Origin of the sequence: Saccharothrix longispora (assembly GCF_031455225.1) — a bacterium.
GTDB classification, from domain to species: Bacteria; Actinomycetota; Actinomycetes; order Mycobacteriales; family Pseudonocardiaceae; genus Actinosynnema; species Actinosynnema longispora.
Map to the genome: position 1 here is coordinate 8,356,541 of NZ_JAVDSG010000001.1, position 18,900 is coordinate 8,375,440.

Consider the following 18,900-nt stretch of genomic DNA (forward strand, 5'->3'; position numbering starts at 1 on the left):
CTCTTGCAGACGCACGGGCGTAAGTCAGTGTTCCCTGGGCCGTGGCGACCCGCGTCACTCCCGATTTACCCGTCACACGGGTAGTTCGAACCTGGCAGGACCACCGGTTCGATCGGTTTTCGCTCACGTTCCGTTGTGCCGGCAACGGTTTCATGACCTGCGGATACGTCGTTGGACGCACGTCCACTGCTCCGAACGGTGGGCGGTCGCCGACCGTCGCTGTGATCGGTAACACTTTGGTCAGCCCAGAGCGAACACGCCCCCGAGTTCCACGATCCGGACGCTCCACGTCCGGTTCACCGCCCGGCAACCGGGTCCGAACGCGACGGTGCCCCGACCTGGAAAGCAGGCCGGGGCACCACCGGTGGAACCTGGTCGGACTAGTCGAGGTAGTCCCGCAGGACCTGCGACCGCGACGGGTGGCGCAGCTTCGACATCGTCTTCGACTCGATCTGCCGGATGCGCTCGCGCGTCACCCCGTAGACCTGACCGATCTCGTCCAGCGTGCGCGGCTGGCCGTCGGTGAGGCCGAACCGCAGCCGCACGACACCCGCCTCGCGCTCGGACAGCGTCGCCAGGACCGACTGGAGCTGGTCCTGGAGCAGCGTGAACGACACCGCGTCCACCGCCACGACGGCCTCGGAGTCCTCGATGAAGTCACCGAGCTGGCTGTCGCCCTCGTCACCGATGGTCTGGTCCAGCGAGATGGGCTCCCGGGCGTACTGCTGGATCTCCAGCACCTTCTCCGGGGTGATGTCCATCTCCTTGGCCAGCTCCTCCGGCGTGGGCTCGCGACCCAGGTCCTGGAGCAGCTCGCGCTGGATGCGACCGAGCTTGTTGATGACCTCGACCATGTGCACCGGGATGCGGATGGTGCGGGCCTGGTCGGCCATCGCGCGGGTGATCGCCTGGCGGATCCACCAGGTGGCGTACGTGGAGAACTTGTAGCCCTTGGTGTAGTCGAACTTCTCCACCGCGCGGATCAGGCCGAGGTTGCCCTCCTGGATCAGGTCCAGGAACGCCATGCCGCGACCCGTGTAGCGCTTGGCCAGCGACACCACCAGGCGGAGGTTGGCCTCCAACAGGTGGTTCTTGGCGCGCTCACCGTCCCGCACGATCCACCGCAGGTCGCGGCGCAGCTGCGGGGTCAGCTTCTCCTGCTCGTCCTCGGCGCGGCGGACCCGCTCAGCGGCGTAGAGGCCGGCCTCGATGCGCTTGGCGAGCTCGACCTCCTCCTCCGCGTTGAGCAGGGCGACCTTGCCGATCTGCTTCAGGTAGGCGCGGACCGAGTCGGCCGACGCGGTGAGCTCGGCGTCCTTGCGGGCCTGCCGCAGGGCTTCCGACTCCTCCTCGTCCCAGACGAAGTCGCCTTCGCCGGGCTTGGCGGTCTCCTCCTCGGCGGGCTCCTCCTCGACCGGCTCGTCGATCAGTTCGACGTCGTCGACCAGGTCTTCGCCGTCGGGACCGCCTTCGAGGTCCTCGGGCTCGTCGCCCTCGGCCCCCTTCTTCACCTTGCCCGGGGCGGCGGCCTTGGCGGCCGTCTTGCGCGGTACCCGCGTGGCCGTCTTGGCCGCCGCGGCGGTCTTCGCCACCGGCTTCTTGGCCGGGGCCTTCCTCGCCGAGGTGGCCTTGGGCGTGTCCTCGGCGTCAGCCTTAGCTGCCTGGGTCGTCTTCGCGGCTGCCACGTACGCCCTTTCGCGACTGTCGATCAAGGCAAACCGAAGGGCGCGAACCTCGGTCGCCGGAGTACGGGGGACCCCCGCCGGATCGTTCGTCAGCGGGGCACCGTTCCATTGTAACGACGAGAATCGCGTGCCGTTGCGCCCCGGCGTCCCCCGGAGTGGTCCGGCACGCGTTCTCGCAGCTAGAAGGGCCGCGAAATCAGTGGACCAGGCCGTGCGCGGCGGCGAAGGCCGCCCCGACGATGCCCGCGTCGTTCTTCAGCGCCGCGGCGACCACCTCGGTGCGGACCTCCAGCAGCGGCAGCCACTTCTCCGCCTTCTTGCTGACCCCGCCGCCCGCGATGACCAGGTCCGGCCAGATCAGGTTCTCCAGGACGTTCATGTAGCGCGACACGCGCGGCGCCCACTCGGCCCAGCTCAGGTCCTTGTCCTCCTTGACCGACGCCGCCGCGCGCTTCTCCGCGTCGTGGCCGTCGACCTCCAGGTGGCCGAACTCGGTGTTCGGGACGAGCTTGCCGTCCAGGAAGAGGGCACTGCCGATGCCGGTGCCGAAGGTCAGCAGGACCACCAGGCCGTCCCGGTCGCGGCCGGAACCGAAGCGCATCTCCGCGATGCCCGCGGCGTCGGCGTCGTTCATGACGACGACCTGCTCCTTGGGGCGGCCGAGCCGCTCGGCGAACAGCTGCGCCGCGTCCGTGCCGATCCACTTCTTGTCGACGTTCGCGGCGCTGTGCGCGACGCCGTGCTTGACCACGCAGGGCAGGGTGACGCCCACCGGCCCGTCCCAGCCGAACTTGTCGACGATCTCGGCGACCACGTCGGCGACCGCGTCCGGCGTCGACGGCTGCGGCGTGTTGATGCGCAGGCGTTCCCCGTCCAGCGCACCCGCCTCCAGGTCCACGAGCCCGCCCTTGATGCCGGAACCGCCGATGTCCACGCCGAACCCGCGGGTCATGCCCATCCCCGTGGTCCCTTCCTACTCGATTCAGTAACCGTGGCCGCAGACACTAGCCTGCACCTCTCCGATAGTCCCGTGAGAGTGACGCAGGAGGAACAGTTGCGTTTCGATCCACGCTCGCTGGTCGACGTCGCCGTGCTCGTGGCACGTGAGGCGGGCTCGCTCGCCCTGACGACGCGCGAGACCGCCGTCGCCGACGTCGACACCAAGTCCACCATCACCGACGTGGTGACGGCCGCCGACCGCGCCGCCGAGCGGCTCGTGCGCGAACGGCTCGCGTCCCTGCGCCCCGGTGAGCCGGTGATCGGCGAGGAAGAAGGCGGTCAGGCCGCCGTCGAGGGCCTGACGTGGGTCGTGGACCCCATCGACGGCACGGTCAACTACCTGTACGGCATCCCCCACTACGCCGTCTCGATCGCCGCCCAGGTGGACGGCGAGTCGATCGCGGGGGCGGTGCACGAACCCGTGACCGGCCGCACCTGGACCGCCGCGCGGGGCGGCGGGGCCTGGCTCGACGGCCGGAAGCTCCAGGTCAACGACGTCACCCGGTTGGACGTCTCCCTCCTGGGTTACGGCTTCGCCTACCGGGCGGACCGGCGGCAGCGGCAGGCCGAGACGTGGGCGAAGCTGGCCACGAAGGTCCGCGACATCCGTCGGGCGGGCGCCGCGTCGCTGGACCTGTGCGCCGTGGCCGCCGGGCGGTTGGACGCCTACGCGGAGCACGCGCTGGGCCGGTGGGACTGGGCGGCGGGGGCGCTGCTGGCCCGTGAGGCGGGGGCGGTCGTGAAGGTGCCGGGCGAGGCGCCGGAGCTGGGGGAGGACGCCACGTTCGCGGCCGCGCCGGGGATCGCCGACGCGCTGTACGCGGCTCTCGTGGACGCCGGCTTCGCCAAGGTCTGATCCGGCCCGTGTCGCGCCCACCTGCTGGCGACCCGCCGGCCGTCGCGCCCGGCCTACCGCCGAACCCCGTACCACCGCCGAACCCCGTACCACCGCCGCACACCCGCCTGTGGCCTCACCCCGCGACCCGCCTCACCCCGCGGCCCGGCGGGCCGTCGCGTCCACCCCTGGCGGGCCGCCCGGCGTGCTCGCGCAAGCGTCCCCGGCCAGGGGGTCCCCTGATGTCCAGTCAACCGGAAAACGCCACAGCCCGGCCGCGTCGGCGGCCGGGCTGTGGACAACTCGTACTCAAGGGCGGCTGCGCGCTCCACTGGTGCACGCCCGCGGTGGACGTCAGCAGTGCACGTCGCGCGCGCCCCGGAGGTGGTCGGCGTTCAGCGTCGGCGCGGGCGAGTCCTGGGCGGCCTGGCCGCCCTGCTGCCGGGGCTGCTGCTCGGCCCACTCGGCCAGCTGGTCGAGGACCTTGCGGGCGTCGCTGTTCGGCTTCACCTCGCTGAACTTCTTCCCGACCGCCACATCGACCGTCGCGTCCTGGCGCTCGTCGCGCACCAGCTCCAGGCACGGCTCGATCAGGCTCAGCGTCCGCGCCGCCCCCGCGCCCGGAGCACCGAACCGGATCTGACCGCGGCACGTCATGTCCTGCGCCGGGTACACCGGATCGTTGCCCGGCTCCGCCGCCTGCTGCATGCCCAGTTCGGTCAGCATCGTCGCCACGAACCGCGCCTGGTTGCGCTGCGTGCTCGCGTTGAACACGCGGAACCGCACCTCGGCGACCGGCACCGGGTCCGTGCGGTCCAGGGCGTCGTGGCCCAGCACGGTGCCCAGGGCGGTCGGCGCGACGGGCGCCGCACCCGGGTCCGCCGCGACGCTCGACGGCGCGGTGCCCGGGGGGTTGCACTGGATGGCCGCGTCGACGTCACCCGCGTCGGCCAGCACGCGGTTCCAGACGACGACCGCCGTCACGGCGAGCACCGTGAAAAGGATGAGCGCCGGCCATGGCCGCCTCTTCCGGTACCGCGACGACCCGCTTCCTCCCGTACCGGGTCCCACGTCCGCCGACCTCCCCCTGGCGCAGTGTTGATGGTGGTCAGGCTATGCCGCGCCCCGCGCTCCCGCGTTCCGGGCGGGGTTGTCGCGGGCCGTTATCACCCGGTCGCGGACGGTCAACGCCCCGGAAGGGTGTCCCGAGCCGGGCTCGACGGGTGGGCAACGCCCGCCCAGAGCCTATCGGGCCAGCGTGTGAAGGTCGTGTCACCCGTCTGCTCAATTAGGGGGAACCCGCTGCACGGCTCCCTGATCCATGAGCTACCCTCTCGGCGCTCCGCGCACCGCCGGACACCGGGAAGCGTCGACTTGCAGGGGGTTGGCGCCCGGCAGCGCGAGCGAGACCTCCGTCACTGGCGATGGGGGCACAAAAAGGGGCGCTGGTGCGTTAACCAGCGAACACGAACAGTCTCCGTTGACCGCAGGGGTGTGAAAGAAGATGGCGACCGACTACGACGCGCCGCGTCGCAGCGAGGCGGACGAACTCGCTGAGGACTCACTCGAGGAGCTGAAGGCGCGGCGCAACGAAACGCAGTCCGGGGTCGTCGACATCGACGAGGACGCGACCGCCGAGAACTTCGAGCTGCCGGGTGCCGACCTGTCCGGCGAGGAGCTCACGTTCAAGGTCCTGCCCAAGCAGGCGGACGAGTTCACGTGCTCGAAGTGCTTCCTGGTGCACCACCGCAGCAGGCTGGCCGAAGAGGTGAACGGCCAGTACATCTGCCGCGACTGCGCCTGAGCAGCCGCACCGGCCGCGCCGGCCGGGGCACGACCACCGGACCCACAGGCACCTGACGAACCACCCGACCCACAGGTGCCCGACGAACAGTTCTGGGCGCTCACCCCTCCGCCGGGGTGGCGCCCAGTCGCTGTTGGGGCCGGGAGCGGCCCACCGGCAGGACGTCCCGGGACGTCCTCACCGCTCGCGCAGCACCGCCGCCAACCGCTCCGCCGACCGCGCGCTGAACAGCCAGTACGGCGTCGGGTCCTGCGGGTCGCGCAGCTCCACCTTCACCACCGGACCGACCCACCCGCGGTGCACGACGTACGCCATCGGGTCGAGGTTGGGGCCCATCGCCTTGCGCTTGGACTTCGAGTCGAACACCTCGACCTCGCCCAGCAGCTCGACCGGCACGTGCGCCTCGCCGACGCGCAGCTCGCCGCCGGACACCTCGACCTTCGTCGACCCCATCCGGACCAGCAGCAGCACCGCCAGCGGCACGAGGAGCGCGTACGGCAGCCACGACCGCACACCGGGGAAGCCCATGTGGATCTCGGCGGCCAGCAGCACGGCCGCGCCCAGCGGCAGCGGCCAACCCCACCAGGGCACGAACAACCGCTCGCGGAACGCGGTCGGGGCGGTCACAGCACTCTCGCTCACGCCACCAGGGTAGTCTCGCGCGCCGTGCCCAGCGTCGAGGTCCTGCTGTCCCGGCTCGATCCTGCCGTGCCCCCGCCGGCCTACGCCCGACCGGGTGATGCCGGCGCGGACCTGGTGACGACCACCGACGTGGTGATCGAACCGGGGGAGCGCGCGGTGGTCGGCACGGGCGTGGCGATCGCGCTGCCCGAGGGCTACGCGGGGTTCGTGCACCCGCGCAGCGGCCTCGCGGCCAGGGTCGGCCTGAGCGTGGTCAACACACCGGGCACGATCGATGCGGGCTACCGGGGGGAGATCAAGGTGTGCCTGGTCAACCACGACCTGCGGGAGCCGGTGAGGCTCGCGCGCGGTGACCGGATCGCCCAGCTGGTGGTGCAGAAGGTGGAGCACGCCGTGTTCCGCGAGGTCGACGAGCTGCCCGGGTCCGAGCGCGGTGCGGGCGGCTACGGCTCTACAGGCGGGCACGACGTGCTCGCCCGGACGGAGGGGTGAAGGCGATGTTCGGACGGCGCCGCAAGCGCGGTAGGCACTCCGCGAACCGGGGGACGGCGCACACCGAGGCCGAGTTCGACGGCCTGGAGGAGGGTGGCGACGGCCCGTTCGACGAGCCGCAGGCCCCCAACGACGGGCTCAACCGCCTCGACCTCGGCTCGATCCGGCTGCCGGTGCCCGAGGGCGCCCAGCTCCAGGTGGAGATGGACCCGGCGGGCCAGGTGCGGGCCGTGCACCTGCTGACCACCGTCGGCCAGCTCACCGTCAGCGCGTTCGCCGCGCCGAAGACCGATCGGCTGTGGCCGGAGGTCAGCGGCGAGATGATCGCCCAGTTCAAGTCCGACGGCTTCCGCATCCTGCGCGAGAACGGCGAGTGGGGCGAGGAGATCGCCGCCCGCAACAACGAGGTGCACCTGCGCGTCGTGGGTGTGGACGGGCCGCGCTGGATGCTGCGGGGCATCGCCGCCGCGCCGACCGAGGAGCAGGCCGTGCGGGCTGCCGAAGCCCTCTACGAACTGGTCCGCGACACCGTCGTGGTGCGGGGGCCGCAGCCGATGCCGGTGCGCACGCCGCTGCCCATCGAACTGCCCGAGGCCATCGCCCGCCACATCCAGCAACAGCAGCAGCCCGGCTGACGAGGCCGCCACGCCCCGCGAGGCAGGTCAGGGCCCGGTGGGCCTGGCGCCGGCCTCGCGGAGCGCGTCGAGCGCGGCGCGGCCCAGCACCTCGCGGTCCGCGCCCAACTCGGCCAACGTCGTCGTGCGCAGGACGCCGCGCGGCAGCGCGTCCACCCACGTCCGGGCGGTCCCGATCGGGTGAACCGGGTCGTCGGTGCACGCGGCCACCCCCACCGGCACGCCCAACCGCCCCAGCTCGGCCACCGTCGGCGCGACCGACCCCGCCGCCTCCCGCAGCACGTCCGCGAGCCGCCGCCCGTACCGCGGCCACGCCCGCCGCAACTCGTCGCCCAACCACCCGTCCACACCGGTCAGCGCCCCGTCCACGCCCACCGCCTCCACCGCGGCCGCGCTCGCCGCCGCCGCGAGCGCCGCCGGCGCGTCCCCGGCCGGGCCGTTCCACGCGGGCAGCGCCACCAGCACCCCCGCGCACCGCTCCGGGTGCCGCACCGCCCACGACGCCGCCACGTGCGCGCCCAGCGACACCCCGCCGACCACCAACGGCCTACCCGCCCACGCCGCGTCGAGCGCGTCCACGTGCTCCGCGACGCCCCTCGACGGGGGCGCGACCAGCGAGTACCCGGCCTCGGCCAGGGGGCGGGCGAACACCGAGGCGACGAACACCTCGTCGGAGGCGGTGCCGGGCAGGAGAACGGCGCGTGACGAACCCATGGCGTCAGATCCTCCCCCAGCCGGATACCCGGTCGGGTGTACCCGGTTACGCTGGCTGTCGGACGGGCTTCGGAGTCGAGGCCCCACGCACTCCCAGGAGTCGGGGATGACTGGTACTGGGGGCGGCTACTGGCGCCGCCTCGTGCGTCGGCTGACCACCGACGTCAGCGAGTTGGACGCCGACGACCTGTCGCGGAAAGTCGAGGCCGTCGGAGCCGTCCGGGCGTGCGACTGCGAGTCGGGTCAAGAGGTGACGGTGCTCGGGCGGCTGCGCAGCGTCGAGTTGTGCCCCCGCGACGCCGCCGCCACGCTGGAGGCCGAGCTGTACGACGGCACCGAGGGCGTGACCCTCGTGTGGTTGGGCCGTCGCCGCATCGCCGGCATCGAGCCGGGCCGCACCATCAAGGCCAGGGGCCGCATCGCGGTCCGGGACGGACGCAAGGTGCTCTACAACCCCTACTACGAGTTGCAGAACGCTTCATGACACGAGCGAACGAGACCGAGAAGCAGCCCACGATGCTGGAGCAGATGGGCGGCGTCACCGGCCTCGCCCTGTCCTCCTTGCCCGTGGTCGTGTTCGTGCTGGTCAACGCCCTCGCCGGGCTCATGCCGGCGATCTGGTCCGCGCTGGGCGCGGCCGTGCTGATCGGCATCGCGCTCGCCCTGCGCAAGGGCTCCGTGCAGCCGGCCGTGTCGGCGGTCTTCGGTGTCGGCATCGCCGCGTTCATCGCCTACCGCACGGGCGACGCCAAGGGCTTCTTCCTGTTCGGCATCTGGCAGAGCCTCGTCTACGGCGGCGCGTTCATCCTGTCGATCCTGGTCCGCTGGCCGCTCGCGGGCGTGGTGTGGTCGTTCCTCAACGGCCAGGGCACCGCGTGGCGCCAGGACAAGGCCAGCGTGCGCGACTACGACATCGCCACGCTCGTGTGGGCCCTGGTGTTCTGCTCCCGGTTCGTGGTGCAGCGGTGGCTGTACGACGAGGCGTCGGTCGGCTGGCTGGCCGCCGCGAGGCTGGCCATGGGCTACCCGCTGATGGCCGTGGCCCTGTTCGCGACCGTCTGGGCGGTGCGCCGCTCGGACAAGCGCCTCAAGGCGGCTCTGGCCGCCGAGGAGGAGGAGGAGAACCGGGAGGCGGAGGAGCGCCTGCGCGCCCAAGCCGCCGGCAGCCAGGTCACCGGCAACCAGGTGACGGGCAACCAGGTCGCCGGTCACCAGGCCGCAGGTGACGCGGACGCCGGGGACCGGGCCGAGCCGAACATCTACGACCAGCTGCTCGACGCCCCCGCCGAGCGGCGCCCGACCGGCGAGCAGCGCCCCCAGCCCGCACGGGCCGACGAGCGGTAGCCGGGCCGAACGCCCCGGAGCGCAACGCCCCGGAACGCTTCGCAGGGGTCCCCGCCAGGGGACCCCTGCTTTCATCTTTCCAGCCGGCACCGGCAACGACGGCGTCGTCGGACCGGCCCTGTGGACAACCTGTCACCGTGACTCGGGCCAGCCGCGCCGGTGGCTCCAGCCGCACCGGTGGCCCCCGCCGCGCGTCCCGGCAGGAACCCGCCCGGCCAGGGGTCAGTAGCCCAACGACGACCGGATCTCGCGCTCCACGTCCGCCGCCGCCACGAACAGCAGCTCGTCGCCGCCCTCCAGGGTGTCGTCCGGTGTCGGCACGATCACCCTCCCGCCGCGCAGGATCGTGACCAGGGCGGCATCGCGCGGCAGGGCCAGGGAGCTCACCGGCGAACCCGCCAGTGGCGTGTCCCCGGGCAGGGTGATCTCCACCAGGTTCGCCTGCCCCTGGCGCAGCGTCATCAGCCGCACCACGTCGCCGACCGTCACGGCCTCCTCGACCAGCGCGGACAGGATGCGCGGCGTCGACACGGCCACGTCCACGCCCCACGACTCGGTGAACAGCCACTCGTTGGCCGGGTCGTTCACCCGGGCCACGACGCGCCGCACCGCGAACTCGGTCTTGGCCAGCAGCGACACCACGAGGTTGACCTTGTCGTCACCGGTGGCGGCGATCACCACGTCGCACAGCTGCATGCCCGCGTCCTCCAGCGAGGACAGCTCGCACGCGTCCGCCTGCACCCACTCCGCCTGCTCCACGGTGTGCGGCTCGAAGTGGGTGCGGTCGCGCTCGATCAGCATGACCTGGTGCCCGTCGGCCACCAGCTCGGCCGCGATGGACCGGCCCACCGCACCCGCCCCAGCGATAGCGATGCGCACTCAGCTCTCCTCGGGTGCGTGAGCCGCCGCGGCGGCCACATCGGTCACGGTGCCCGACAGGGCGGCCACGTACACCTGATCGTCGGCTTGGAGCACGGTCTTCGCGTCGGGCAGCACGCCCGTCCCGAACCGCATGATGAACGCGACCCGGCAGCCGGTGGCCTCCTGGAGGTCGCGCACGGAGCGGCCCACCCAGTCCTCGTGCAGCTCCAGCGGCAGCACCGCCACGGAACCGGACGGGTCGCGCCACGCGGTCGCGCTGCCCTCGGGCAGCAGCATCCGCAGGAACCGGTCGGTCGACCACGGCACGGTCGCCACGGTCGGGATGCCCAGCCGCTCGTACACGGCGGCCCGCTTCTCGTCGTAGATGCGGGCGACCACCGCCTCCACGCCGAACGTCTCGCGCGCCACCCGCGCCGAGATGATGTTCGAGTTGTCGCCGCTGGACACCGCCGCGAACGCACCCGCCCGCTCGATGCCCGCCTCGATGAGGACGCGCTGGTCGAAGCCGTTGCCGACGACCTGCTGACCGTGGAAGTCGGACCCGAGCCTGCGGAAGGACTGGGCGTCCTTGTCGATCACCGCGACCTGGTGGTCCAGGCGCTCCAGGGCCTTGGCCAGGGATGAACCCACCCGGCCGCACCCCATGATGACCACGTGCACGAATGCCTCCCGAACGACGCTTACGGAGAACCTACCCACGATTACTCCGACCAGGGGACCTGACCCCTTACGCTCTCGATCCGTGTCCAAGCTCGCAACCGCGGCCAAGCGCCTCGTGGTCGGCCGGCCGTTCCGCAGCGATCGGCTCGCCCACACCCTGCTGCCCAAGCGCATCGCCCTGCCGGTCTTCGCCTCGGACGCGATGTCCAGTGTCGCGTACGCGCCCGAAGAGATCTTCCTGGTGCTGTCCGTGGCGGGCCTGTCGGCCTACGCCCTGGCGCCGTGGGTCGGTGTGGTCGTCGTCGTGGTGATGCTCACCGTCGTCGCGAGCTACCGGCAGAACGTGCACGCCTACCCCTCGGGCGGTGGCGACTACGAGGTCGCCACGGTCAACCTGGGCCGCAGGGCGGGCCTGACCGTGGCCAGCGCCCTCCTGGTCGACTACATCCTCACGGTCGCGGTGTCGATCTCCTCGGCCGCCGCGAACATCGGTTCGGCCATCCCGTTCGTCGCCACCCACAAGGTCGAGTTCGCGGTCGTCGCGATCGTCCTGCTCACCGCGGTCAACCTGCGCGGCATCCGCGAGTCGGGCAGCACCTTCGCCATCCCGACCTACGCGTTCATGGCCGGCATCGTCTTCATGATCGGCTACGGCGTGTTCCGCGGCCTGGTCCTCGGCGACGAGATGCGCGCCGAGAGCGCCGGCCTGGAGGTCCGCGCCGAGGACGACCACTTCGTCGGCCTCGCGTTCATGTTCCTCGTGCTCCGGGCGTTCTCCTCCGGCTGCGCCGCCCTGACCGGCGTCGAGGCCATCAGCAACGGCGTGCCCGCGTTCCGCAAGCCCAAGTCACGCAACGCGGCCACCACCCTGCTGATGATGGGACTCATCGCGGTCGTGATGCTGATGGGCCTGATCGTGCTGGCCCAGCTCACCGGCGTGAAGATGGCCGAGGACCCGGCGCACCAGCTGGTCAACGCCCCCGAGGGCTACGAGCAGAAGACCATGGTGGCCCAGATCGCGGGCGCCGTGTTCGACGGCTTCCCGGTCGGGTTCTACTTCATCACCACCGTCACCGCCCTGATCCTCGTGCTCGCCGCGAACACCGCGTTCAACGGCTTCCCCGTCCTCGGCTCGATCCTCGCCCAGGACCGCTACCTGCCCCGCCAGCTGCACACCCGCGGCGACCGGCTCGCGTTCAGCAACGGCATCGTCTTCCTCGCCGGCGCGGCGGTCATCCTGGTCATCGCGTTCGACGCCGAGGTCACCAAGCTCATCCAGCTCTACATCGTGGGCGTGTTCGTGTCGTTCACGCTCAGCCAGGCGGGCATGATCCGGCACTGGAACCGGCTGCTCGCCTCCGAGACCGACGCCGACGCGCGCCGGCGCATGCGCCGCTCCCAGCTGATCAACACCTTCGGCCTGGCGATGACCGCCTCCGTCCTGGTCGTCGTGCTCATCACGAAGTTCACCAAGGGCGCGTGGATCGCCATCGCCGCCATGGGCGCCATCTACGCCCTGATGACCGCGATCCGGCGGCACTACGACCGGGTAGCCCTGGAGCTGCGCCAGCAGGAGCGGCAGAAGCTGCTGCCCGCCCGCAACCACGCCATGGTGCTGGTCTCCAAGCTGCACATGCCCACCCTGCGGGCCCTGGCGTACGCCAAGGCGACCCGGCCGGACATCCTCGAGGCCGTGACGGTGAACGTGGACGACACGGACACCCGCCGCCTCGTGCGGGAGTGGGAGAAGGAGAACTTCAAGGTGCCGCTGAAGGTGATCGAATCGCCCTACCGGGAGATCACCAAACCCGTCCTCGACTACGTGCGGCGCGTGCGCACCACGAACCCGCGCGACGTGGTCACCGTGTTCATCCCCGAGTACGTGGTCGGCCACTGGTGGGAGCAGTTCCTGCACAACCAGAGCGCCCTGCGGCTCAAGAGCAGGCTGTTGTTCCAGCCGGGGGTGATGGTGACGAGCGTGCCGTGGCAGTTGGCCTCATCCTCGAAGGTGACCGACAAGGACGACGTGGTCGCGCCCGGAGCCATCCGGCGCGGCCTGGACAAGCGCGGCTCGGACGAGCGCGGCCAAGAGGAGCGTAAGGGCAAGTGACGGCGACCTGGAAGCAGCGGCTCATCGAGGTCGAGGTCGGAGCGGTGGCCCACGGCGGCCACTGCGTCGCCCGGCACGAGGGCCGCGTCGTGTTCGTCCGGCACGCCCTGCCCGGCGAACGGGTGGTCGTGCGGATCACCGAGGACACCGGCGGCTCGTTCTGCCGCGGCGACGCCGTGGAGGTGCTGGAGCCCTCGCCCGACCGCGTCGAGGCGCCGTGCCCCTTCGCCGGCCCCGGCCTGTGCGGCGGGTGCGACTGGCAGCACGCGTCGTGGCAGTACCAGCGCGAGCTGAAGGCCGCCGTGGTCAGCGAGCAGCTGCGCCGACTGGCCCGGCTCGACTGGGAGGTCATCGTCGAGGACCTGCCCGGCGGGCCCGAGGACTGGCGCACCCGGATGCGGATGGCCGTGGGCCCCGGCGGCCGCGCCGGGTTCCGCGCCCACCGCAGCCACGACGTCGTGCCCGTCGACCGGTGCGTCATCGCCGCCCCGGGAGCGCTCGACGGCGTCGTCGACCGCACGTGGCCGCCCAAGTCGGAACTGGTCGTCACCCGCGACGCGGGCGGTCAGGTGCACCTGACCGAGATCGGCCCGCCGGTCGTGCGCCGCGGCCGCCCCGTGCCCGGCCCGTCCCGGCTCCGCGAGGGCAGCGGCACCGCCACCGAACTCGCCGCGGGACGCGCCTGGAACCTGCGCGCCGACGGCTTCTGGCAGGTCCACCCGGCCGCCGCCGACACGTTCGCGCAGGTCGTGCGCGACTGGGCGGACTGCCAGCCCGGCGAGAGCGCCTGGGACCTCTACGGCGGCGTCGGCCTGTTCGCCGCCGTCCTCGCCGAGCAGGTCGGCGAGACCGGCTCGGTGCGCGTCGTGGAGTCCTCCGTCCGCGCGGTCGAGGACGGCAGGCTCAACCTGTCCGACAAGCCCCAGGTCAGCTGGTACGCGGGCCGCACCGAAGCCGTCCTGGAATCGCCCGACTTCACCGACCGGCCCCCGGACGTCGTCGTCCTCGACCCGCCCCGCAAGGGCGCGGGCAAGGTCGTCGTCACCGCCATCGCCCGCAGCTGGCCCGCCCGTGTGGTGTACGTCGCGTGCGACCCGGCCGCCCTGGCCCGCGACATCGCCGCCTTCGCCCAGCACGGCTACGAGTTGGCCCAGCTCAGGGCGTTCGACGCGTTTCCGATGACGCACCACGTGGAATGCGTCGCCCTGCTGCGGCCCGCTCGCTGACAGGCGTCTCAGCCAGTGGTCCGTAGACTGACCCGGACGAAAAGGGTCGAACCACTAGGGCGAGGTGGCACGAGTGACGCTGCTGGAATCCGTGCACGGACCGGCGGACCTGAAGCGCTTGGAGCACGACGAGCTGGTGCGGCTCGCCGAGGAGATCCGGGGTTTCCTGGTCGAGAAGGTCTCCCGGACCGGCGGGCACCTCGGGCCCAACCTGGGGGTCGTCGAGCTGACCATGGCCGTGCACCGGGTCTTCGACTCGCCGCACGACTCGGTCGTGTTCGACACCGGGCACCAGAGCTACGTGCACAAGATCCTCACCGGCCGCGCGGACGGGTTCGACACCCTGCGCCAGAAGGGCGGCCTGTCCGGCTACCCGTCGCGCGCGGAGAGCGAGCACGACGTCGAGGAGAACAGCCACGCCTCGACCGCCCTGTCCTACGCCGACGGCCTCGCCAAGGCGTACCAGCTCACCAACCAGCGGCGGCACGTCGTCGCGGTCGTCGGCGACGGCGCGCTGACCGGCGGCATGTGCTGGGAGGCGCTGAACAACATCGCCGCCGGCGCCGACCGGCCCGTGGTGATCGTCGTCAACGACAACGGCCGCTCCTACTCGCCCACCATCGGCGGCCTGGCCGACCACCTGTCGTCGCTGCGCCTCCAGCCCGGCTACGAGCGCGCCCTGGAACGCGGCAAGACCGCCATCCAGTCCGCCCCCATCTTCGGGCAGGCCCTCTACGCCGCCCTGCACGCCGCCAAGCGCGGCATCAAGGACGCGATCAGCCCGCAGGCCATGTTCGAGGACCTCGGCCTCAAGTACATCGGCCCCGTCGACGGGCACGACCACGCCGTGCTGGAGTCCGCGCTGCGCCGCGCCAAGTCCTTCGGCGGACCGGTCATCGTGCACACCGTCACCCGCAAGGGCAACGGCTTCGCGCCCGCCGAGAACCACGAGGCCGACCAGATGCACGCCACCGGCGTCATCGACCCCATCACCGGCGAGAACGTCGGCCCGTCCAAGCGCACGTGGACCCACGTGTTCGCCGACGAGCTGGCCGCCCTCGGCGGGGAGCGGCCCGACCTGGTCGCCATCACCGCCGCCATGCGCGGCCCGACGGGCCTCGACAAGTTCGCGGGCCTGTACCCGGACCGGTGCTTCGACGTCGGCATCGCCGAGCAGCACGCCATGACCTCCGCCGCCGGCCTCGCCATGGGCGGCCTGCACCCGGTCGTCGCGATCTACGCGACGTTCCTCAACCGGGCGTTCGACCAGCTGCTGATGGACGTCGCCATGCACAAGCAGGGCGTCACCGTCGTGCTCGACCGCGCGGGCGTCACCGGCCCGGACGGCGCCTCCCACCACGGCATGTGGGACCTGTCGATCTGCGGCCTCGTCCCCGGCATCCACGTCGCCGCGCCCCGCGACGCCGCGTCGCTGCGCGAGGAGCTGCGCGAGGCCGTGCGGATCGCCGACGCCCCGTCCGTCGTGCGCTACCCGAAGGCGTCGGTCGGCCCCGACCTGCCCGCGCTGGAGCGCGTCGGCGCGGTCGACGTGCTGCACCGCTCCGGGTCCGACGTCCTGCTGGTCACCGTCGGCGCGTTCGGCGAACTCGGCCTGGCAGCCGCCCAGCGGCTCGCCGACCAGGGCATCGGCGTCACCGTCGTCGACCCGCGCTGGGTGTTCCCGGTGCCGGCCGACCTGGTCGACCTGGCCACGCGGCACCGCCTCGTGGTGACCGTCGAGGACGGCGGCAGGCACGGCGGCTTCGGCTGGGCGCTGGCCGCCGCGCTGCGCGACGCCGGCGTGGAGGTGCCGCTGCGCGACCTGGGCATCCCGCAGGAGTTCCAGGAGCACGGCGAGCGCGGCGAGGTGCTGGCGGACCTCGGCCTCACCGCGCAGGACGTCGCCCGCCGCATCACCGAGTGGGTCGTCGCGACCGAACCCGTCGAGATGAGCGCGACCGCCGAGAAGTAGTTCCGGTGCCGCCCCGCCCGGCGCCGCCTTCGCGGCGGCGCCGGGCGGGGCGTCAGCACACCCGCACCCCCCTGTCGCGTGGATCGAGGTCGCGGTACGACCGCACGCGGTCGCTCCACCCCTCCGGACCGGTGTTGCGGAAGCCGCACCGCGCCCCCTCCCGCATGCACGGTCTTCCTCCCGTCGATCCCCTTCCGTGGACAACACGTCATCGTCCTGTGCACCCCGATGGAGTTGTTCGCCGGAATCCCGTGGCAAAGGAACGACAACGCCTGAACACCGGACGCCAAGGGGAGGGGATACGCCCCGGAACAACGCCCGCTCGGCCCGGTCGAAGACGAAGTGCCGGAGTCCGCCGCCGACCTCAGGCGCCTGCGCGACGCGGCGGGCCGCCCACCGCCCTGTGCGGCGCGCCGCGGGCAGCAAGCCGCCCAGCCTGGCCGTGACCACGGCGTACGTGCGGGCGTGCGGTGGCCCGGTCGCCCGCCGGGAGCGCCGGTGGCACGCGCTGAACGCCGTCCACCAGGCCGCCGCACGCCCCGGGATGCCGGCCCCGCCACCCCGCAGCGCCCCGCGTGCCCTCCACCGCCGGTGCGCGCCACTCGTGGGCGCGTTTCTCGTCCGGGTCGGCGGGGCAATCGCGAATTCCGCTCGCGGAGAATCGCGCCGGAACCCGCGAACGAATTCCCGAGCGCCGGATCGCAACCGACCGCCCACAACCCGGTCCCGCACTCCCACGAATCGTCGACCCCGTGGCCGGCCGTCCGCGAGGGCCCGGCCCGGGGGCACCCGCGGACGTGCGCGCCGGCCGCGCGCTAAGCAGCCTCTCAGGCAGTTGTGGCACCGTTGAGGGGTGCGAATCCTGGTTGTCGAGGACGAGGTGCCGCTGGCCGACGCGATCGCCCGCGGCCTGCGTCGCGAGGGCATGGCGGTCGACGTCGCCTACGACGGCGAGACGGGCCACGAGAAATCGACCATCACCCGGTACGACGTCGTCGTGCTCGACCGCGACCTGCCCGGCATGTCCGGCGACGACCTGTGCAAGGAGATCCTCAGCTCCGGCGCCCTGACCAGGGTCATGATGCTCACCGCCAGCGCCGGCCTGGACGACCGCGTCGCCGGTCTCTCCCTCGGCGCGGACGACTACCTCGCCAAGCCCTTCGCGTTCCCCGAGCTCGTCGCCCGCGTCCGCGCCCTGGCCCGCCGCGCCACCCCCGCCACGCCGCCGCTGCTCACCGCGCAGGACGTCGAACTCGACCCCGCCCGCCGCACCGTGCGCCGCGCCGGCCAGCCCGTCGAGCTGACCCGCAAGGAGTTCGGCGTCCTGGAGGTGCTGCTCGCGGCCAAGGGCTCCGTCGTCTCCAGCGAGGAACTGCTCGAACGCGTGTGGGACGAGAACGCCGACCCGTTCACCACCACCGTCCGGGTCACCGTCATGACGCTGCGCAAGAAGCTCGGCGAACCCGGCATCATCGACACCGTGGTCGGCTCCGGGTACCGCGTGCCCACGGCGGGCGCCCCCGAGGAAGGCCCACGCTGAACTCCGAACTGGCCCGCAGGCGCGGACCAGGACTGCGGACGCGGATCACGCTGCTCGCGACCGGCCTGGTCGCGTTCGTCAGCGGCCTCCTCCTGCTGCTCGGCTGGCTGCTCGTCGGCCGCGTCATCGCCTCCTCGCCGCGCTTCGCCGAGGGCAGCACCGTCTTCGTCGACGGCCGCGAGATCGACGCCGGCGTGCTCATGGACGTCCTCGGCCAGCAGGCCCGCGACGACGTCCTGCGGTCCGGGTCCGTCGCGTTCCTCTGCGTCGTCGCCGCCGCGGCGCTGCTCGCCTGGACGATCACCGGCCGCGTCCTGCAACCGGTGCACGACGTCACCGACGCCGCCCGGCGGCTCTCGGCCGAGTCCCTGGGGGAGAGGCTGCGGCTCACCGGGCCGCGTGACGAGGTCGCCGAACTGGCCGACACGTTCGACGAGATGCTCGACCGCCTCCAGGCCGCGTTCGAGTCGCAGCGCCGGTTCGTCGCCAACGCCTCCCACGAACTGCGCACCCCCCTGTCCGTGATCCGCACCGAGCTGGACGTGACGCTCACCGACCCGGACGCCGACGTCGACGAGCTGCGCCGCATGGCGGGAGTCGTGCGCGCCGCCACCGAACGGGCCGAGCAGTTGGTCAGCGCGCTGCTGCTGCTCGCCCGCACCGACGGCCTCGGGCTCGCGGTGCGCGAACCCGTCGACCTGAACGCCGTCGTCGAATCCGCGTGGAGGGCGGTGCGGGCCGAAGCGGAGGAGCGGCAGGTGCGCGCTTCCTTCCTGTCCGCCCCCGCGCCGGCCGTCGGCGACCCGGCGCTGCTGGAGCGGATCGCCGGGAACCTCCTGGAGAACGCCGTCCGCCACAACGTGCCCGGCGGGTGGATCGAGGTGCGCACCGAAGGCGGGCCCGACCGGACCCTGCTGCGCGTGTCGTCCTCGGGCCAGCCCATCGCCCCGGACCGGGTGGAGGAGCTGTTCGAGCCGTTCCGCCGGGGCGGCACAGACCGCACCGCGCGCACCGGCACCGGGTTGGGGCTGTCCATCGTGCGCGCCGCCGTCGCAGCTCACGAGGGGGTCGTGCACGCCTCGGCCGTGCCCGGAGGAGGACTGTCGGTGGTCGTCCAGCTGCCTTCCACGCCGCACGGAAAACTAGTTTGAGTGGCCCCGGTCACACGTGATCGGGTTTGAGGCCGCCCGCAGGTGGTACTACCTGCGAAGACAGTGCTCCGGACCCCCGATTTGTCTCCTCGTTGGCCGGGGTGTAACTTTCTCTCTGCCAGCGCGGAACGGGCCGGGACAGACCGGAACGGAGCGCCGGACACAAGCCCCAGAACGAAGTGACCGGAAACGGTACCGAGTGACGGTGT

Annotated in this window: 17 protein-coding genes and 1 pseudogene; 11 read left to right on the forward strand and 7 right to left on the reverse strand. The window is 72.3% G+C overall.

Annotation, left to right across the window (positions count from 1 at the left end):
* Window positions 1-380: 380 nt before the first annotated feature.
* Together J2S66_RS36955 and ppgK are read right to left on the reverse strand one after the other, a co-directional pair.
* Window positions 381-1,685: an RNA polymerase sigma factor gene (locus J2S66_RS36955; protein WP_310314510.1), complete on the reverse strand. Its 1,305-nt coding sequence runs from the start codon at window positions 1,683-1,685 to the stop codon at window positions 381-383.
* A 196-nt stretch (window positions 1,686-1,881) separates the two neighbouring features.
* On the reverse strand, window positions 1,882-2,643 hold the full coding sequence (gene ppgK / locus J2S66_RS36960; protein WP_310314514.1) for a polyphosphate--glucose phosphotransferase: 762 nt from the start codon (window positions 2,641-2,643) through the stop codon (window positions 1,882-1,884).
* A gap of 96 nt (window positions 2,644-2,739) precedes the next feature.
* Between ppgK and J2S66_RS36965 the strand changes: the two genes are divergently transcribed.
* Window positions 2,740-3,540, forward strand: coding sequence for an inositol monophosphatase family protein (locus J2S66_RS36965; RefSeq protein WP_310314517.1), 801 nt, complete (start codon window positions 2,740-2,742; stop codon window positions 3,538-3,540).
* Between the two features lie 333 nt (window positions 3,541-3,873).
* Here J2S66_RS36965 and cei read toward each other — a convergent pair whose 3' ends face one another.
* The gene (gene cei / locus J2S66_RS36970) at window positions 3,874-4,590 is read right to left on the reverse strand and encodes an envelope integrity protein Cei (protein WP_310314520.1); all 717 of its coding nucleotides are present in this window, start codon (window positions 4,588-4,590) and stop codon (window positions 3,874-3,876) included.
* Between the two features lie 433 nt (window positions 4,591-5,023).
* Between cei and J2S66_RS36975 the strand changes: the two genes are divergently transcribed.
* Window positions 5,024-5,323 carry a DUF4193 domain-containing protein gene (locus J2S66_RS36975; RefSeq protein ID WP_053717171.1) on the forward strand — a complete coding sequence of 100 codons (300 nt, stop codon included), beginning with the start codon at window positions 5,024-5,026 and terminating at the stop codon, window positions 5,321-5,323.
* A gap of 177 nt (window positions 5,324-5,500) precedes the next feature.
* On the opposite strand, the gene J2S66_RS36980 is transcribed toward J2S66_RS36975, so the two are convergent.
* Window positions 5,501-5,965, reverse strand: a complete 465-nt coding sequence (locus J2S66_RS36980; RefSeq protein WP_310314537.1) for a DUF3093 domain-containing protein — start codon at window positions 5,963-5,965, stop codon at window positions 5,501-5,503.
* A 24-nt stretch (window positions 5,966-5,989) separates the two neighbouring features.
* On the opposite strand from J2S66_RS36980, the gene dut reads away from it, so the two are divergent.
* Window positions 5,990-6,457, forward strand: coding sequence for a dUTP diphosphatase (dut, locus tag J2S66_RS36985; protein WP_306746841.1), 468 nt, complete (start codon window positions 5,990-5,992; stop codon window positions 6,455-6,457).
* Between the two features lie 5 nt (window positions 6,458-6,462).
* Complete coding sequence (locus J2S66_RS36990; protein WP_310314541.1) at window positions 6,463-7,092, forward strand: DUF3710 domain-containing protein; 630 nt, start codon at window positions 6,463-6,465, stop codon at window positions 7,090-7,092.
* Between the two features lie 27 nt (window positions 7,093-7,119).
* Here J2S66_RS36990 and J2S66_RS36995 read toward each other — a convergent pair whose 3' ends face one another.
* A complete protein-coding gene (locus J2S66_RS36995) occupies window positions 7,120-7,806 on the reverse strand; it encodes an alpha/beta fold hydrolase (RefSeq protein WP_310314544.1) in 687 nt (228 codons plus the stop codon).
* A 106-nt stretch (window positions 7,807-7,912) separates the two neighbouring features.
* Between J2S66_RS36995 and J2S66_RS37000 the strand changes: the two genes are divergently transcribed.
* Both J2S66_RS37000 and J2S66_RS37005 read left to right on the forward strand, forming a co-directional pair.
* A complete protein-coding gene (locus tag J2S66_RS37000) occupies window positions 7,913-8,290 on the forward strand; it encodes an OB-fold nucleic acid binding domain-containing protein (protein WP_310314546.1) in 378 nt (125 codons plus the stop codon).
* A pseudogene (locus J2S66_RS37005) lies at window positions 8,287-8,961 on the forward strand (DUF3159 domain-containing protein); the annotation flags it as partial. The gene J2S66_RS37000 and the pseudogene J2S66_RS37005, both read left to right, overlap by 4 nt.
* A 411-nt stretch (window positions 8,962-9,372) precedes the next feature.
* Here J2S66_RS37005 and J2S66_RS37010 read toward each other — a convergent pair.
* Window positions 9,373-10,029 carry a potassium channel family protein gene (locus tag J2S66_RS37010; protein ID WP_310314550.1) on the reverse strand — a complete coding sequence of 219 codons (657 nt, stop codon included), beginning with the start codon at window positions 10,027-10,029 and terminating at the stop codon, window positions 9,373-9,375.
* Window positions 10,030-10,866, reverse strand: a complete 837-nt coding sequence (locus J2S66_RS37015; RefSeq protein ID WP_374726179.1) for a potassium channel family protein — start codon at window positions 10,864-10,866, stop codon at window positions 10,030-10,032.
* On the opposite strand from J2S66_RS37015, the gene J2S66_RS37020 reads away from it, so the two are divergent.
* The 5 genes from J2S66_RS37020 (at window position 10,775) to J2S66_RS37040 (ending at window position 18,691) form a co-directional block, all read left to right on the forward strand.
* Window positions 10,775-12,802, forward strand: a complete 2,028-nt coding sequence (locus J2S66_RS37020) for an APC family permease (protein ID WP_310314554.1) — start codon at window positions 10,775-10,777, stop codon at window positions 12,800-12,802. The genes J2S66_RS37015 and J2S66_RS37020 overlap by 92 nt on opposite strands.
* Window positions 12,799-14,028 carry a class I SAM-dependent RNA methyltransferase gene (locus J2S66_RS37025; protein WP_310314557.1) on the forward strand — a complete coding sequence of 410 codons (1,230 nt, stop codon included), beginning with the start codon at window positions 12,799-12,801 and terminating at the stop codon, window positions 14,026-14,028. The genes J2S66_RS37020 and J2S66_RS37025 overlap by 4 nt, the downstream gene beginning before the upstream one ends.
* A 73-nt stretch (window positions 14,029-14,101) precedes the next feature.
* On the forward strand, window positions 14,102-16,000 hold the full coding sequence (gene dxs, locus J2S66_RS37030; RefSeq protein WP_310314560.1) for a 1-deoxy-D-xylulose-5-phosphate synthase: 1,899 nt from the start codon (window positions 14,102-14,104) through the stop codon (window positions 15,998-16,000).
* 853 nt (window positions 16,001-16,853) lie between these two features.
* Entirely contained in the window at window positions 16,854-17,540 is a 687-nt protein-coding gene (locus J2S66_RS37035; protein WP_310314563.1) for a response regulator transcription factor, read from the forward strand.
* Window positions 17,537-18,691, forward strand: a complete 1,155-nt coding sequence (locus tag J2S66_RS37040; protein ID WP_374726230.1) for a sensor histidine kinase — start codon at window positions 17,537-17,539, stop codon at window positions 18,689-18,691. The genes J2S66_RS37035 and J2S66_RS37040 overlap by 4 nt, the downstream gene beginning before the upstream one ends.
* Window positions 18,692-18,900: the final 209 nt, after the last annotated feature.

What these genes read in the sequence shown, in the direction of transcription:
- ppgK (WP_310314514.1), bottom strand. Translation starts at nt 2,643, where the DNA reads ATGGGCATGACCCGCGGGTTCGGCGTGGACATCGGCGGTTCCGGCATC.
- J2S66_RS36975 (WP_053717171.1), top strand. Translation starts at nt 5,024, where the DNA reads ATGGCGACCGACTACGACGCGCCGCGTCGCAGCGAGGCGGACGAACTC.
- J2S66_RS36990 (WP_310314541.1), top strand. Translation starts at nt 6,463, where the DNA reads ATGTTCGGACGGCGCCGCAAGCGCGGTAGGCACTCCGCGAACCGGGGG.
- J2S66_RS36995 (WP_310314544.1), bottom strand. Translation starts at nt 7,806, where the DNA reads ATGGGTTCGTCACGCGCCGTTCTCCTGCCCGGCACCGCCTCCGACGAG.
- J2S66_RS37000 (WP_310314546.1), top strand. Translation starts at nt 7,913, where the DNA reads ATGACTGGTACTGGGGGCGGCTACTGGCGCCGCCTCGTGCGTCGGCTG.
- J2S66_RS37015 (WP_374726179.1), bottom strand. Translation starts at nt 10,866, where the DNA reads ATGCGCTTGGGCAGCAGGGTGTGGGCGAGCCGATCGCTGCGGAACGGC.